15 protein-coding genes and 2 pseudogenes are annotated in these 15140 nt (G+C 46.6%); 16 read left to right on the top strand and 1 reads right to left on the bottom strand.

The window, feature by feature from the left end:
• The first annotated feature begins 11 nt into the window (after window positions 1–11).
• The 6 genes from larE to RHOM_RS04455 all read left to right on the top strand — a co-directional run bounded on the left by larE (window position 12) and on the right by RHOM_RS04455 (window position 4842).
• Complete coding sequence (larE, locus tag RHOM_RS04430) at window positions 12–827, top strand: ATP-dependent sacrificial sulfur transferase LarE (RefSeq protein WP_014079070.1); 816 nt, start codon at window positions 12–14, stop codon at window positions 825–827.
• A 200-nt stretch (window positions 828–1027) separates the two neighbouring features.
• On the top strand, window positions 1028–1687 hold the full coding sequence (locus tag RHOM_RS04435; protein ID WP_014079071.1) for an amino acid ABC transporter permease: 660 nt from the start codon (window positions 1028–1030) through the stop codon (window positions 1685–1687).
• Window positions 1668–2345 (top strand): amino acid ABC transporter permease, encoded by a 678-nt coding sequence (locus RHOM_RS04440; protein WP_014079072.1) that lies wholly within the window; start codon window positions 1668–1670, stop codon window positions 2343–2345. Before RHOM_RS04435 ends, RHOM_RS04440 begins: the two co-directional genes overlap by 20 nt.
• Window position 2346: 1 nt before the next feature.
• A complete protein-coding gene (locus tag RHOM_RS04445; protein ID WP_014079073.1) occupies window positions 2347–3108 on the top strand; it encodes an amino acid ABC transporter ATP-binding protein in 762 nt (253 codons plus the stop codon).
• Between the two features lie 67 nt (window positions 3109–3175).
• Window positions 3176–4099, top strand: a complete 924-nt coding sequence (locus RHOM_RS04450) for a transporter substrate-binding domain-containing protein (RefSeq protein WP_014079074.1) — start codon at window positions 3176–3178, stop codon at window positions 4097–4099.
• A 38-nt stretch (window positions 4100–4137) separates the two neighbouring features.
• On the top strand, window positions 4138–4842 hold the full coding sequence (locus tag RHOM_RS04455) for a sulfate ABC transporter substrate-binding protein (RefSeq protein ID WP_081467953.1): 705 nt from the start codon (window positions 4138–4140) through the stop codon (window positions 4840–4842).
• A 45-nt stretch (window positions 4843–4887) separates the two neighbouring features.
• On the opposite strand, the gene RHOM_RS04460 is transcribed toward RHOM_RS04455, so the two are convergent.
• Entirely contained in the window at window positions 4888–5892 is a 1005-nt protein-coding gene (locus tag RHOM_RS04460) for a LacI family DNA-binding transcriptional regulator (RefSeq protein WP_014079076.1), read from the bottom strand.
• 262 nt (window positions 5893–6154) lie between these two features.
• On the opposite strand from RHOM_RS04460, the gene RHOM_RS04465 reads away from it, so the two are divergent.
• From RHOM_RS04465 to hemB, 10 genes and pseudogenes are all read left to right on the top strand, one after another.
• Window positions 6155–7186 (top strand): Gfo/Idh/MocA family protein, encoded by a 1032-nt coding sequence (locus tag RHOM_RS04465; protein WP_044024845.1) that lies wholly within the window; start codon window positions 6155–6157, stop codon window positions 7184–7186.
• Between the two features lie 12 nt (window positions 7187–7198).
• Complete coding sequence (locus RHOM_RS04470) at window positions 7199–8116, top strand: sugar phosphate isomerase/epimerase family protein (protein WP_014079078.1); 918 nt, start codon at window positions 7199–7201, stop codon at window positions 8114–8116.
• A gap of 49 nt (window positions 8117–8165) precedes the next feature.
• A complete protein-coding gene (locus RHOM_RS04475; RefSeq protein ID WP_014079079.1) occupies window positions 8166–9290 on the top strand; it encodes a substrate-binding domain-containing protein in 1125 nt (374 codons plus the stop codon).
• Between the two features lie 87 nt (window positions 9291–9377).
• On the top strand, window positions 9378–10877 hold the full coding sequence (locus tag RHOM_RS04480) for a sugar ABC transporter ATP-binding protein (protein WP_044024846.1): 1500 nt from the start codon (window positions 9378–9380) through the stop codon (window positions 10875–10877).
• On the top strand, window positions 10877–11884 hold the full coding sequence (locus RHOM_RS04485) for an ABC transporter permease (RefSeq protein WP_014079081.1): 1008 nt from the start codon (window positions 10877–10879) through the stop codon (window positions 11882–11884). The genes RHOM_RS04480 and RHOM_RS04485 overlap by 1 nt, the downstream gene beginning before the upstream one ends.
• Window positions 11885–12078: 194 nt before the next feature.
• Window positions 12079–12219, top strand: coding sequence for a hypothetical protein (locus RHOM_RS17335; RefSeq protein ID WP_197736944.1), 141 nt, complete (start codon window positions 12079–12081; stop codon window positions 12217–12219).
• A gap of 125 nt (window positions 12220–12344) precedes the next feature.
• Window positions 12345–12512, top strand: a complete 168-nt coding sequence (locus tag RHOM_RS17665; RefSeq protein WP_014079083.1) for a hypothetical protein — start codon at window positions 12345–12347, stop codon at window positions 12510–12512.
• A 41-nt stretch (window positions 12513–12553) separates the two neighbouring features.
• On the top strand, window positions 12554–13168 hold the full coding sequence (locus RHOM_RS04490) for an NUDIX hydrolase N-terminal domain-containing protein (RefSeq protein ID WP_044024847.1): 615 nt from the start codon (window positions 12554–12556) through the stop codon (window positions 13166–13168).
• A gap of 361 nt (window positions 13169–13529) precedes the next feature.
• A pseudogene (gene cysT / locus RHOM_RS04495) lies at window positions 13530–14375 on the top strand (sulfate ABC transporter permease subunit CysT).
• Window positions 14376–14396: 21 nt separating this feature from the next.
• Window positions 14397–15101 (top strand): annotated as a pseudogene (gene hemB / locus RHOM_RS04500) (porphobilinogen synthase); the annotation flags it as partial.
• Window positions 15102–15140: the final 39 nt, after the last annotated feature.

Below are 15140 nucleotides of genomic sequence, written 5' to 3' on the forward strand. Positions count from 1 at the left end.
TTTAGAATACGATGGAACAAATGGAAGCATTAAAACAGTCGATCCGGGAAAAAGGGAAGATGGTTGTTGCATTTTCCGGCGGTGTGGATTCGACATTCTTATTAAAAGTGGCACATGACGTGCTGGGAGATGGGGCGGTCGCAGTGACGGCTCGCTCCTGTTCCTTTCCGGAGAGAGAATTAAGAGAGGCAAAAGCATTCTGTGAGAAGGAGCACATAAAACATATCGTGGTGGAGTCGGAGGAATTGCAGATTGAGGGATTTTCCCATAATCCGACCAACCGCTGCTACCTCTGCAAGAAGGAGCTTTTCACAAAGATCTGGGATATTGCAAAGGAGTACGACATCCCCTACGTGGCGGAGGCGTCCAATCTGGACGACAACGGCGATTACCGCCCGGGACTGATGGCGGTTGCCGAGCTTTCCGTGCTTAGTCCGCTGCGCGAGGCGGGGATGAACAAGAGCATGATCCGCGAACTCTCCCACGGGCTGGGGCTTCCGACATGGAATAAGCAGTCGTTTGCATGTCTTTCTTCCCGCTTTGTCTACGGGGAGGAGATCACCGAGGAGCGCCTTGGCATGGTGGACCGCGCGGAGCAGCTTCTGCTGGATGCCGGATTTCATCAGGTGCGCGTGCGGATTCACGAGAGCGGAACGAACACGATTGCCCGTATCGAGATCGGCACGGAGGATTTTGCAAAAATGTTTGCAGACGATTTTTACCAGAAGGTCAATGCGGCATGCAAGGAGATCGGTTTTACCTATGTGACACTCGATCTCGGCGGATACCGGATGGGAAGCATGAACGACGGCATCCGGAAAGCATAATATTAAAACTGCATAGAATATAGAAATAGAGTAACAGAACAAAACAGAAGGATTCTCTGACACAGAATGATTCTGTTTCTTTTTTAGAACAAAAAGAAATTATTTAATTTCCTACTTGACATATATATAAAGTAGGAGTATATTTCTTATATCATATAAAACAGCTAGGAATAATAAGAAATAAGATAGGATGTGAAAATGTGAACTGGGAAGTCATCTCGCAATACCTGCCGCTGTATCAGAAAGCCATGTGGCTGACACTCCGGATCGGCTGGATGGGAATTGCATTTTCAATCATCATTGGTCTTATATGTGCGCTGATTGTACATTATAAGATACCGGTGGCGAGACAGATTGTAAAAATATATATCGAATTGTTCCGCAACACACCGCTTCTGGTGCAGCTCTTTTTTATCTATTTCGGACTGCCGAAGGTGGGACTTTCCATCTCCGCGGATGTCTGCGGCGTGGCGGGTCTGGCACTCTTAGGAGGCAGCTATATGGCGGAGGCGTTCCGCAGCGGACTCGAGGCGATCGAGCCGATCCAGATGGAGAGCGCGTTAAGCCTTGGCATGACGAAGAAGCAGGCAGTGGTCTATGTCATTCTGCCGCAGGCGGTATCCATCAGCGTACCGGCATTTGTGGCGAATGTGATCTTCCTGTTAAAAGAGACGAGTGTGTTTTCAGCAATCAGCCTGATGGATCTGATGTTTACAGCCAAAGACCTGATCGGACTTTACTATAAGACAGCGGAGTGCCTGTTCTTACTGGTGGTATTTTATCTGATTATTTTACTTCCGGTATCCATCCTTGGAACATTGTTAGAGAGGAGGCTGCGCTATGCCGGATTTGGGAATTAGCGTCCTGTTTAAGGGCAAGAACATGATAAGGCTTCTGGGCGGTCTGTGGGTGGCGCTTAAGATCAGCCTGATCGCCGTGGTCATCAGTATTCCGCTCGGCATTCTGCTCGGCATCGTCATGACATGGAAGAATCCGGTGACAAAAGCAGTGACAAGAGTGTATCTGGAGATTGTCCGCATCATGCCGCAGATGGTACTGCTGTTTCTCGTGTTTTTCGGAACGACGCGGATGTTTGGCTGGAATTTATCGGCGGAGTTTGCATCGGTAATCGTATTTACATTCTGGGGAACCGCAGAGATGGGAGATCTGGTGCGCGGCGCGTTAATCAGTATCCCGAAGCACCAGTATGAGAGTGGTGCAGCGCTTGGAATGACGAGAAGTCAGATTTATTTTTACATTATTATCCCGCAGACCCTGCGGCGTCTGATCCCGCTGTCGATCAACCTGGTCACCCGTATGATTAAGACGACAAGCCTTGTGATGATGATCGGTGTGGTGGAGGTGTTAAAGGTGACACAGCAGATCATCGAGGCAAACCGTATGGCATCGCCGAATGCGGCGTTCGGACTGTACGGAACCGTGTTTGTACTGTATTTCCTGGCATGCTGGCCGATCAGTATGCTGGCGGGACATCTGGAAAAGAAATGGAGTAACTGATATGAAGGCAGAAGCAGAAGAATTGTTAAAAATTGAACATATCAAAAAATCCTACGAGGGAAACAAGATCTTAAAGGATCTAAGCCTGACCATCCACAAAGGAGAGGTTGTGGTTATCATCGGACCATCCGGATGCGGTAAGAGCACACTGCTTCGATGTATCAACGCCTTAGAGCCGATTCAGGAGGGAAGCATTACGCTTCGAGGCGAGACCATCGACGGAAAGGCGAAGAATATCGCCGGGATCCGTCAGAAGGTCGGGATGGTATTTCAGAGCTACGAGCTTTTTCCACACAAGACGATCCTGGAAAATGTGATCCTGGCACCGCTTAAGGTGCAGAAGAGAACAAAAGAGGACGCCGTTTCCGAGGCAAAACAGCTTCTGGAAAAAGTAGGGCTTCTCGACAAGTGTGACAGTTTTCCGAGACAGCTTTCCGGCGGTCAGAAGCAGCGTGTTGCGATCGTGCGTGCACTGATGATGCACCCCGAGATTATGCTGTTCGATGAGGTGACCGCAGCGCTTGATCCGGAGATGGTGCGCGAGGTACTGGATACGATGTTAGAGCTTGCTAAGGCAGGAAGCACTATGGTGATCGTCACACACGAGATGTCCTTTGCAAGGGCGGTTGCAGACCGTGTGGTCTTTATTGACCAGGGAGAGATTGTGGAAGAAGGAAAGCCGGATGAATTTTTTACCCATCCGACGACAGAGCGTGCGAAAAAGTTTCTGCACACATTTGAATTTGAGGCAGTCCGCGACTAGAGAGCGGCACAAAAGGTTGATTCTGAAGCTTCGATGGAAGTTTGGAATAGAAAGAGAGGACAATATTATGAAAAAAGAAAGATTAACGAAGAGACTGGCACTGTTTACAGCACTGACATTAACTGGAGCAATGCTGGCAGGCTGTGGCAATACAGATGCAGCGGAGAGCAGCAGTGATGCGCAGACAGGAGTTACCGCAGATACACAGGCATCCGCAGGCGATGCATCCGCAGATGTGGTATACCGCACCTTAGACGAGATCAAGGAGAGCGGCACAATCAACATCGGTGTATTTTCCGACAAGAATCCATTTGGCTATGTGGATGAGAACGGAGAGTATCAGGGATATGATGTCTACTTTGCAAACCGTCTGGCAGAGGATCTCGGCGTGGATGTGAACTTCGTTTCCACCGAGGCTGCAAGCCGTATTGAGTATTTACAGACCGGAAAAGTCGATGTCATTCTGGCTAACTTTACCGTGACACCGGAGCGCGCGGAGGAAGTTGATTTTGCACTCCCGTACATGAACGTATCCCTCGGTGTGATTTCTCCGGATTCTGCAGTGGTTGAGAGTCTGGATGATCTGACAGCGGATGATCCGGTGATCGTGATTTCCGGTACAACAGCAGAGACCTACCTGACCGAGAACTATCCGGATCTGACCTTACAGAAATATGATTCCTATGCGGCAGCAAAGACAGCGCTTGAGAACGGAAGCGGTGTTGCATGGGCAAATGACAACACAGAGGTCATTGCATTTGCACTCCAGAACCCGGGCTATACCGTAGGTATACCGGAGCTTGGAAGCACAGATACAATTGCGCCGGCAGTCAGCAAGGGCAACACGACCGTATTAGACTGGATCAATGAGGAGATCAAGGCACTCGGCGAGGAGAATTTTTTCCACGCAGATTACGAGGCAACACTGGCTGACACTTACGGCAGTGACTACGAGGATACGCTTGTGGTAGAGGGCGGCGAGACAAAGTAAGAACTGACCATGTAACGGAAGGTTCAAAGCACAGGGAACTGTATGAATCGTACAATGCACTGTTTGCGGAACACTGGAAGGAGCAGGCAGGGCAGGATGTGACGGTGATCCAGTCGCACGGAGGTTCCGGCAAGCAGGCACTTGAGGTGGCAAACGGCCTGGAGGCGGATGTGGTGACGCTGGCACTGGAGGGGGATGTGCAGGTGGTTGCGGATGCGGGAATGATTGAGGATGGTTTTGAGGATGAATTTGATCAGGAAAGTTCCCCGTACACATCGACGATTGTTTTTCTGGTGCGCAAGGACAATCCGAAGAACATTGCGGACTGGGATGATCTGCTCCGGGAGGACGTGGGCGTCATCACCCCGAACCCGAAGACGTCCGGCGGAGCGCGCTGGAATTATCTGGCGGCATGGTACTATTTTGAAAGTCAGGGACAGAGCGGGGAAGAGATCACAGAGAATATGAAGACACTCTATCACAATGTGCTGGTGCTGGATTCGGGTGCGCGCGGTGCGACGACCACGTTTGCGGAGAACTTCTACCGCCCGTCGGATCCGGATGTTTTTTCCGATTATATCAGTACATCGGGGGAGCGCGTCATCACGGAACTGCCGGCAGACGGAAAATGGATCGTGGATGACATTGCACTCACGGATATTGCGCACTTTGGTGGATGGAGTGAGGCGTCGGCGAAGCATTTCGCGGACGGCGGAGTGTTTGAAGCAATTCATGAACAGTGATTAGGAAATTTACAGGGAACGCCCGGCAGAGCAATCTGCCGGGCGTTAAATTTTTGCGCTGGATTCCCGGATGATAAGTTCTGTATCCAGAATCAGAGATTTGGGAAACATATCAGGATGGTTGATGGAATCAAGAAGAAGTTCGCATGCCGAATAGCCCAGCTGAAAACTCGGCTGGTTTACAGTGGTAATCGTCGGACAGGTCATGATGGAGATGTCCAGGTTATCAAATCCGACGACAATAATATCCTCCGGAATACGAAGATCAAAGCGTTTAGCGGCACGAATGACAGCGGCGGCAAAAACGTCTGAGATAACGAAAAAAGCATTTGGACGAATTTCATTATTCAACAGACGGCAGACTGCGGAGTATGCCATCTGGTAATTTACTTCAGGCAGGCTGACAATCCAGTCCGGACGAACGGAAATATCTTTTTTGCGGAGCGTATCAAGAAAACCTTCCTGACGCTTCACAGCATATTTAAAGGACATGGGACCGTTTATCATTGCGATTTTATTACAATTACAGGAAACAATATATTCTGCAGCGCTTGTTGCGGCACTATAGTCGTCTATGCTGACATAAGGGTAATCCGCGTGCTCGTTATATTCGCTGCATTGAACTAACGGTACGACAGAGTGGATCATATCCAGCTGTTCCTTGGAGACATGATTCAATAAAATGACTCCGGCGGCATGTACCTGTTTTAACAGATTGATAAAAGAGTAAATAGAACTCCGGTCAAGCGGGGAGTCGTTGATCAGCAGACGATAACCGTGTGCCTTGGCGGATACAAGGGCGCCGTCGATGACTTTCAGGTAGAAAACGTTATCGAGTTCCGGAACATTCAAAATAATAAGAGGCTGTTCGGTAGCCGCAGCTATAGTACCCTTTTCGAGAAGACATCCCAGTGCGGACATGGCATTTTCGACTTGCTGGATGGTTTCGGATTTTACAAGTTCTCTATGACGCAACACTCGGGAAACAGTGGCAGGGGAGACCCCTGCTTTTTTTGCGATGTCTGCGACCGTAATTTTATCTTTTTTCATATCTCTGTGAGCCTCCTGTGTATCAATATAATAATGATACACCAGTTTTGTTTATTTTGTAAATATAAAATGAAACAAAATGTGAAAAGTTTTCAGCTATATAAGAAATACTTTGGCGATTATTGACAAAATAAACGAAAATAAAGAAACAAAGCGCTGAAAATGCTTGAAATGACGATAGAATGATTGAATTGCTGAAAAAAATATGTTACTTTTGTTTCAAGAGAATGAAAGAATGAAAGAAAATATGAAAGGAGATAACATGAAGGTTGGAATAATCGGGTGTGGAAAAATTGCACAGGTTAGACATATTCCGGAATACCTGGAAAATCCGGATGTAGAAATTGTTGGATATTATGACTGGAATGCTGACCGGGCAGCAGAACTGGCAGCGCAATTTGGCGGCAAGGCATATAGCACGGAGGATGAACTTCTGGCAGACAAGGAGATGGATGCTGTCAGTGTCTGTGTGGCAAATAACGCACATGCAAAAGTTACGATCAAGGCGTTGAATGCTGGAAAGCATGTCCTTTGTGAGAAACCGATGGCAGTAACGCTGGAGGAATGCATGGACATGGTAAAAGCTGCGGATGAAAACGGGAAATATCTGATGATAGGGCAGAACCAGAGATTTGCAAAAGCACATGTAAAGGCGAAAGAGTTAATCTCTGAGGGAGTAATCGGAGACGTAATTACTTTTAAGACGACATTCGGACATGGCGGTCCGGAGACATGGGGAATTGACGGTGCGAAGAACACATGGTTTTTTGACAAATCGCGTTCCGTTATGGGAGCAATGGCAGACCTTGGGGTTCATAAGACGGATCTGATACAGTTTCTGCTTGATTCGAGAGTCATTGAAACAACAGCGCATATAACAACGCTTGACAAGAAGGACGCGCAGGGAAATCTGATCGGTGTGGATGACAATGCAATCTGCATCTATAAGATGGAGAACGGAGTGGTTGGAACCATGACGGCAAGCTGGACTTATTACGGGGAAGAGGATAATTCAACAATTCTTTACGGAACAGAAGGAATTATGAAAATATATGATGATCCGGTTTACTCTATTAAAGTCATCACACGCGGCGGTGAGAAAATTCTATACGACATAGACAAAATTCAAACCAACGATAATCAGACGAAGTCCGGAATCATTGATTCTTTTGTGGAAGCAGTGGTAAATAATCATGAACCTGAAGTGAGCGGAAGGGATGTGCTGAATGCAATGAAAGCAATATTCGCAAGCCTGGAATCTGCAAAAGAGAAAAAAACAATCATGATTCAATAGGAGGATACACGGATGAAACTTGGATTTGTAAGTTCGATACTGGATGGATGGTCTTTTGAAGAAATGATCGATACGGCTGCGGCACAGGGATTTGAATGTGTCGAGATCGCATGCTGGCCTAGTGCAGGGAAGACAGAGAGAAGGTATGCGGGGGTGTGCCATATTGATACAGAGACGCTTGATGATCAGAAGGCGGAGTACATCTTAAACTACTGTAAAGAGCGAAAAATAGAGATATCTTCTCTTGCTTTTTATCCGAACACGATGGATCCGGACGAACAAAAACGCGAAGAGAATATTCGACATCTGAAGAGCGTGATCGATGCCAGCGCGAAGCTGAACGTCAATATGGTTACGACTTTTATCGGGCGGGATCAGACAAAAAGCGTGGAAGAGAATTTAAAGCTGGTAGAGAAAATCTGGCCGCCTATTCTGGAGTATGCGAAAGAACGAAAGGTGAAGATCGCCATTGAAAACTGTCCGATGCTCTTTGGCGAGGACCAGTGGCCTGGGGGACAGAATCTTATGACATCACCGGAGAACTGGGATAAGATTTTTGAGATCCTTGACAGCGAATATCTGGGAATCAATTTTGACCCGTCGCATTTTGTATGGCAGATGATGGACTACATCCATCCCATCTATGAATATAAGGATAAGATTTTTCATGTACATTTTAAGGATATAAAGTTATATCCGGAGAAACTGGCAAAGGTAGGGGTTATGGCTTATCCACTGAAGTTTATGTCGCCTAAGCTCCCAGGATTGGGGGATGTAAATTGGGGAAAGTTTGTGAGTGCGCTTACGGACATTGGCTATGACGGATACGTATGTATTGAGGTAGAAGACAAAGCGTTTGAGAGCTCCAGAGAAGAGATTTTAAAGAGTCTTTTAAAATCAAAAGAGTATATCAGACAGTTTCCAATGTAATTGGACGGTAAGTACCGTTTCAATAAATAAAAGAAAGAAGGAAAAAACTATGAGAAAGAGAATTTTGGCATTGGCAATGACAACAGCAATGGTATTGGGAGGAACAGCATGCGGAGGATCAGATGCTGCGACGGAAAGCGCGTCGACATCACAGGCAGCTACAGAAAAACAGAACACCGGAGAAAGCGAAAACGGGGATAGCACGCATATCTATGTTTTGACAGCACCGGAGGACCATGGCTGGACAGGTTCTGTTGCAACATTTGCAAAGGAGAAAATCGAGGAAGTAAATGCAGCAGGAACATACACAAGCGAGCTGATTACTTCAGCGGATGCTTCAGAGCAGATTAGAAATATTGAGGATATCCTCTCAAAAGGTGAGAAAAATATCGCGATTGTTATTCAGCCAATTGATGACACAGTGCAGTCGGCGATCCAGCAGATCGTGGATGCAGAAATACCATATGTAGCATTTGACCGGATCATTGATGGTGTTGCATCGAGCGCTGTATCGAATGTAAAAGGCGACAATGAAGGAATCGGTGTCGCCGCGGCAGCATATTTCGTATCCTGCGGAATGCAGCCGGGGGATGAGGTATATGTATATGAGGGCGATACCTCTTCGGTAACAACACTCCGTGACCAGGGATTTAAAGAATATCTGCTTGGAAATGCAGAGTTCGAGGACGCTACGATTGAGGATTCCTTAAAGTGGACAGAAGAGCAGGTGGAAAGTGCAATCACATATTCAGGAGCAATGAACTGGAGCAGATCAGATACCAAGACCGCATTTGAGTCATTGATGAGTGATGCTGGAAACGCTGATACAAAGTGGTTCTATGCGGAAGATGATGAGCTTGCAATGGGTATTATCGAGGCGCTCAACGGCGGTGGAATCGATGAGACAACCAAAGAGGCATTTCTTGCAAATCAGCCGGTAATCAGTGGTTGTGGCGGACTGGATGAATTTTACGGAATGCTTCGCGGCGAAAATTATACAGAACTTACAGCCCAGTTTGGAGGTCTGGTATCTGTTACATATAGTCCGTCGATGATTCAGACAGCAATTCAGGATATGGTAGATTATCTTGATGGAAAAACGGTACCGCAGGATCATGTGATTGAATGTGAAAATGTGACATCTGAGAATGTGACAGAGTACGAAGGATTCTAATTTGGTAAACCAATGCATGTTGTCTGCCCGATATGGTGGACAACATGCATGATAAAAGATGATCATTTCGGTAGAATGGAGTTATTTATGAGTTTATTAGAGATGAACGGAATATGCAAATCCTTTAATGGCATACAGGTGCTGAAAGAAGTTTCTCTGCGGGTGGAAGCGGGAGAGGTTCATGCACTTTTGGGAGAGAATGGAGCTGGAAAATCTACGCTTATGAATATTCTCACAGGTGTACATGACAAAGACGCCGGAACAGTTGTGTTTGACGGAAAAGAAATGAAAAATATATCCGTAAAATCTTCGGAAAACGCAGGGATTGCGTTTGTACATCAGGAGTTGAACCTGTTTAATGATTTAAAGGTTTATGAAAATATTTTTCTTTGCAGAGAATATACCAATAAATTCGGGAAAGTCGATACAAAGAGAATGATAAAAGAGTCGAGGGAACTTTTCGAGGAACTGGGTGTGGAAATTGATCCGGAAATAGAGGTGTCCGGGCTTACGACAAGCCAGAAGCAGCTTCTGGAGATATCGAAGGCATTGTTTTTTAAGGCAAAGTTGCTGATTCTTGATGAGCCGACGACAGCTTTGAACAACAGTGAGATCGAACATCTTTTCCATATTATAGAGCGACTGAAGGAAAGCGGGACAGCGTTTATCTTTATATCTCATAAAATGCCGGAAATTTTCAGAATTTCAGACAGCTATACGATTTTCCGTAACGGGGAATTTATTGATTCCGGAAAAATCAGCGAGGCGGATACAGATACCATCATACAGAAGATGGTGGGAGAAAATTATTCTTCCGGCGAGATTTATGAACCGAGACAAAAAGGCGAAGCTGTTTTAAAACTTGAGAATCTGAGCGGAGAAGGATTTTGTGACGTCAGTTTTGAAGTTAAAAAGGGAGAGATTATCGGGCTGACGGGACTGCAGGGAGCGGGCAGCAGTGAACTTCTTCAGTGCATGTTCGGTGCAACACCTGCATATGGCGGAAATATGTATGTAAATGGAAATTGTGTGCCTCATCATTCGATTCAGGCGGCAATGAAGAACAAGGTTGCAATGCTTCCGGCAAACAGGAAAGAAAATTCGGTTGTTCCTGATATGTCGATTTTGGAGAATATGTACCTGGCGGAACATGTTCTTTCCAAAAAGAAACCTTGTATTTCTAAAAAACAGGAAGAGAAAAAATATCAGAATTTTAAAGATATATTAAATATAAAAGCAGCCGATAGTGCGGATTTTATTACGTCGCTAAGCGGTGGCAACCAGCAGAAGGTATTTCTGGCAAGATGGCTTGACACAGATGCGGATATCCTGCTTCTGGATAATCCTACACAGGGAATTGACATCGGAGCAAAAGCGGAAATCTACCGGTTGATTCTGAAGCTTGCTTCCGAAGGAAAAACCATACTGCTTAACACACTTGAGATACCGGAAATAAAAAAAGTTGCAGACCGCTGTATCGTATTTTATAACGGGAAAATTGCAGGAAGTCTTGCGCATAGCCAGATAGATGAAACAACAGTGATGAGTTATGCAACAAATGCTGTACAGTTAGAGGAGGTTTTATAATGAAGGAGAAATCAAAACGAACGAAATTCCTGAGTGAATACAGCTACATTGCTGTTTATGTTATCATTTTAATCGTATATGTGATTACCAATCACGGTTTGACGATGAGTGGATTTATGAATATATTCCGGCATTCTGCAGTCATTGGAATCATTGGATTCGGCATGGGACTGATCTGTTTGACCGGAGATATCGACCTTTCTGTAGGTTCCATGCTTGCGCTTGTAAGCGGTTTTTCGGTAGTGATATTTAACATGACAGATAACATCCTATTGACGTTCCTTTTTGCGGTAGGGTTTGGCGCAGTGTGCGGTCTGATCAACGGTATGCTGGTCGGATATGGAAAAATTCCGGCATTTATTGCAACACTTGCGACAATGCTTATTTACCGCTCATTTGCACAGTATTATTGCCAGCATATCGATAAGAACCTTATCGGCGGCGGAAGTTCTGTTTACCGCATGGCGAATGCGAATACGCTGTATCAGGCAATGTATAATATGGGAAACGGAAAAGTGCTTACGGTTCCAATCGTGGGAATCCTCCTCATTGCAGTGACAATTATTTTTGTGTATCTGACAACGGAAACAAAATACGGAAAACAGATCTATGCGGTTGGAAGCAATGCGAAGGCAGCGCGCATGACAGGAATTGACGTTGATAAGGTAAAGGTTTCTGTTTTTGTAATTGCAGGAGCGCTTGTCGGACTGGCATCGTTTGTATGGATTGCGATGAATGCGTCGGCAGACCCGGCAACAACCGGAAGCAGCTATGAGATGTATGCGATTGCGGCAGTGGTTCTCGGCGGAATCAGCATGTCAGGCGGCAGAGGAAAAATGCTTGGTATTCTCTTTGGTGCGATGTCCTACACAGTCATTGATAAAATTATAGTGGCGTTAAAGATGGATTCTCTCATCAATGACGCAATCAAAGGCATTATCCTTATTGTGGTAATTATGATTCAGATTGTAAGTCCGAGAATTAAGGAAAAAATTCAGAAAAGATAAAAAGGGCTTCCAGAAGGATGGAAGTTTTTCAAAAGCAGACATGGTGTTCCGATAAGCAATCGGTATCATGTCTGTTTTTGCGTGTATATACAATATAAAATATAAAATTACTATTTGGTTGTAAGATCGGAAAAAGTGCGTGGGATTGCCAAATACGAATTGTGAAACGGAAAGTTCTGTGGCAAAATGATTTTGTGATATTATATGATGCAGGCGATTTCCACAAATATGATGGACTGACAGGTCTGTTTGTGAAATTAGTGAATGCGGATAACGAATTATTAAAGGATGCCTACATGAAAAAATGGTATCGATTATCTGTGGGAGGGCGGTGAAAAATTCATCGGTCTTGAGAAAAATAATAAAGATCGAAGCGCTGTTTTCGGATTTTAAGAAGGATGGATACAGCATCCGGCAGACATTGACATTTTAGAAGAGAGACGGGAAAAAGGAGGCAATCATGTTTCAACCAATCAGAAGAAAGACAAAAGAAATCAGCACAGAGGCGGCAAAATATTATCCGGATGAGGCGATGATCGAGGAGGAGATGGAGCGCGTGGGAAAAGCGGTGAGCGTATACGAGATTACGATCGAGCATCTCAGCGGAAAGGAAATACAGGAGAGATAACACGGATGCACGACGCACGGCGTCTGCGGAATGGAGGAAGCATGGATCAGTGGATGGAGCTTGCGATGCGCGTGCAGAGCATTGCGCAGGCGGGACTTACCTACGGTGGAACCGAATATGACAAGGAGCGCTACGAGGAGCTGCGGAACATAGCGGCAGAGATGCTGTGTGTGGGGACGGAAGTGCCGGTGGATACGGTAAAACGGTTTTTCTGCAATGAAACAGGATACCAGACGCCCAAGATTGACACCCGGGCGGCTGTCTTTGTCGATGGAAAAATACTGATGGTGCATGAAAAAAACGGGACATGGTCGCTGCCGGGCGGCTGGTGCGACGTGGATCAGTCGGTGGCGTCCAACACGGTAAAAGAGACCCATGAGGAAGCAGGTCTTCTCGTGAAGCCGGAGAAAGTGATCGCGGTTCACGACTGGAGAAAGCATAACCGCTACAATCTGCCCTACGGCGTGATAAAAATATTTGTGCAGTGCAGCGTCACCGGCGGAAGCTTCCAGGAAAACATTGAGACGACGGAGACCGCGTATTTTGCAAAGGACGCCCTTCCGTCTCCGCTTGCGGAAGAAAAAGTGACGGCGGAACAGATCGGGATGTGCTTTGCGGCATATGAGAGCAGCGGCTGGAAGACCGTGCTGGATTAGTCACATTGAAATACAGCTGGAATTGTTGCAATAAGTACAGACCTCATTTGGGTAATAAGTAATATTATCAGAAGACCAGAGAACAAAAAAGTTCCAGAATAAACAGACGGCGGCAAATTCTTTGAAGCAAAATTCACCGCCGCATGGTTATCTGGAACTTTTAAGTATCTATTTCTGATAATATTACTTATTCACCCAAACAAGATCTATGCTTATCGCGGCAATTCCTCTGTATCATATGTCACTTTACCACTTTATTACTAAAAATTACAAAAACATACTTTACAGTGTGGATAAGTAGGAGTAAAGTATATTTCATATAAAATAGATAGGAAAAGTAAGAAAATAGGAGGAGTGTCGCATGAGAGGGAAAAAACAGAAAACAGAACGTGTGATTCCGGGAGTCGGACTGTCCTTTGGAATCACCATAACGATGCTGGGACTGATTGTCGTGATTCCGCTCTGTTCACTGATTATCTTCTCGGCGCAGATGTCTTTTCCTGAGTTTGTGGCGACGATCACGAACCGGCGTGTGGTATCCAGCTATCTGGTTAGTTTTTAGACCGCATTTTTCGCGGCGCTGGTGGACGCCGTCATGGGCGTGATTTTGGCCTGGGAGCTGGTGCGGTACGAATTTTCGGGGAAGCGGATCATGAACGGAATCATAGAACTTCCGTTTGCGCTTCCGACCGCGGTGGCGGGCATTGCGCTGACGCATCTGACAACAACCAACGGATTGGTGGGCGCCTTTTTTTACAATAAGTTTGGAATTGAGATCGCCTACACAAAACTGGGAATTACTGTGGCGCTGATTTTCATCGGGATTCCGTTTGTGGTGCGGTCGGTACAGCCGGTGCTTGAGAAGATCGATCTCCAGTATGAGGAGGCGGCACACATGCTCGGAGCCAATACGAGACAGACCGTGTTCCGGGTGATTTTACCCGAGATTGCCCCGGTGCTTCTGGCGGGATTTACGATGTCCTTTGCGAGAGGGCTCGGCGAATACGGAAGCGTGGTGTTCATTGCGGGCAACACGCCGTATGAGACGGAGATCGCGCCGTTAATGATTATGTCGAAGCTGCAGGAATTTGATTACGCGGGGGCAACGTCCATCGCACTGGTGATGCTGTTTACTGCATTTGTGATTCTGTTTTTCAACGCAGCCATCCAGAGCCGCGTAGCGAAAATCACAAGCGGAATCGCATAGCACGCGAAGAGGTAGTTCACAAATGATGAGGGCGTGACGCAGCGAGCGATCCGCCACATCAAGAAACGGATGCCGGAGCTTCTCGTGATCGCGGATGTGTGTCTGTGCGAGTACACGTCCCACGGACACTGTGGCCTTGTGTGTGAGGGTGAGATTTTAAATGATGAGACACTGCCGCTTTTGGCAAAAATGTCGGTAAGTCTCGTAAAGGCAGGCGCGGACGTGATTGCTCCATCCGATATGATGGACGGAAGAGTGGCGGCGATCCGTGAGGCTCTGGATGAGAACGACTGCAAAAATACCATGCTGATGGCGTACAGCGCAAAGTTTGCATCCGGTTTTTACGGACCGTTCCGCGAGGCGGCACATTCCGTGCCGAGCTTTGGCGACCGCAGAACTTACCAGATGGATCCGGCAAACCGCAGGGAAGCCATCCGGGAATGTCTGTCCGATATTGAGGAGGGCGCAGACATCATTATGGTAAAGCCTGCGCTTGCGTATCTGGATGTCGTAAGAGAGGTCATGGACCGTACGGATTACCCGCTGGCGGCGTACAATGTGAGCGGGGAGTATGCGATGGTAAAGGCGGCAGCGGCAAACGGCTGGATTGATGAGCGGCGGATCGTGATGGAGATCATGACCGGCATCAAACGCGCGGGTGCGAAAATCATCATCACCTATCACGCGCTGGATGTGGCAAAGTGGCTGGACGAGGAGAGAAAGTAGTGGAAGAGAATGGCAGCAGTGCCGGAAATGAGGAGAAAT

The organism is Roseburia hominis A2-183 (genome assembly GCF_000225345.1).
Classification (GTDB): domain Bacteria; phylum Bacillota; class Clostridia; order Lachnospirales; family Lachnospiraceae; genus Roseburia; species Roseburia hominis.

Bases quoted from the DNA above. Each gene is read 5' to 3' on its own strand.
- larE (WP_014079070.1), top strand. From the start codon at position 12: ATGGAACAAATGGAAGCATTAAAACAGTCGATCCGGGAAAAAGGGAAG.
- RHOM_RS04440 (WP_014079072.1), top strand. From the start codon at position 1,668: ATGCCGGATTTGGGAATTAGCGTCCTGTTTAAGGGCAAGAACATGATA.
- RHOM_RS04445 (WP_014079073.1), top strand. From the start codon at position 2,347: ATGAAGGCAGAAGCAGAAGAATTGTTAAAAATTGAACATATCAAAAAA.
- RHOM_RS04450 (WP_014079074.1), top strand. From the start codon at position 3,176: ATGAAAAAAGAAAGATTAACGAAGAGACTGGCACTGTTTACAGCACTG.
- RHOM_RS04460 (WP_014079076.1), bottom strand. From the start codon at position 5,892: ATGAAAAAAGATAAAATTACGGTCGCAGACATCGCAAAAAAAGCAGGG.
- RHOM_RS04465 (WP_044024845.1), top strand. From the start codon at position 6,155: ATGAAGGTTGGAATAATCGGGTGTGGAAAAATTGCACAGGTTAGACAT.
- RHOM_RS04470 (WP_014079078.1), top strand. From the start codon at position 7,199: ATGAAACTTGGATTTGTAAGTTCGATACTGGATGGATGGTCTTTTGAA.
- RHOM_RS04475 (WP_014079079.1), top strand. From the start codon at position 8,166: ATGAGAAAGAGAATTTTGGCATTGGCAATGACAACAGCAATGGTATTG.
- RHOM_RS04480 (WP_044024846.1), top strand. From the start codon at position 9,378: ATGAGTTTATTAGAGATGAACGGAATATGCAAATCCTTTAATGGCATA.
- RHOM_RS04485 (WP_014079081.1), top strand. From the start codon at position 10,877: ATGAAGGAGAAATCAAAACGAACGAAATTCCTGAGTGAATACAGCTAC.
- RHOM_RS17665 (WP_014079083.1), top strand. From the start codon at position 12,345: ATGTTTCAACCAATCAGAAGAAAGACAAAAGAAATCAGCACAGAGGCG.
- RHOM_RS04490 (WP_044024847.1), top strand. From the start codon at position 12,554: ATGGATCAGTGGATGGAGCTTGCGATGCGCGTGCAGAGCATTGCGCAG.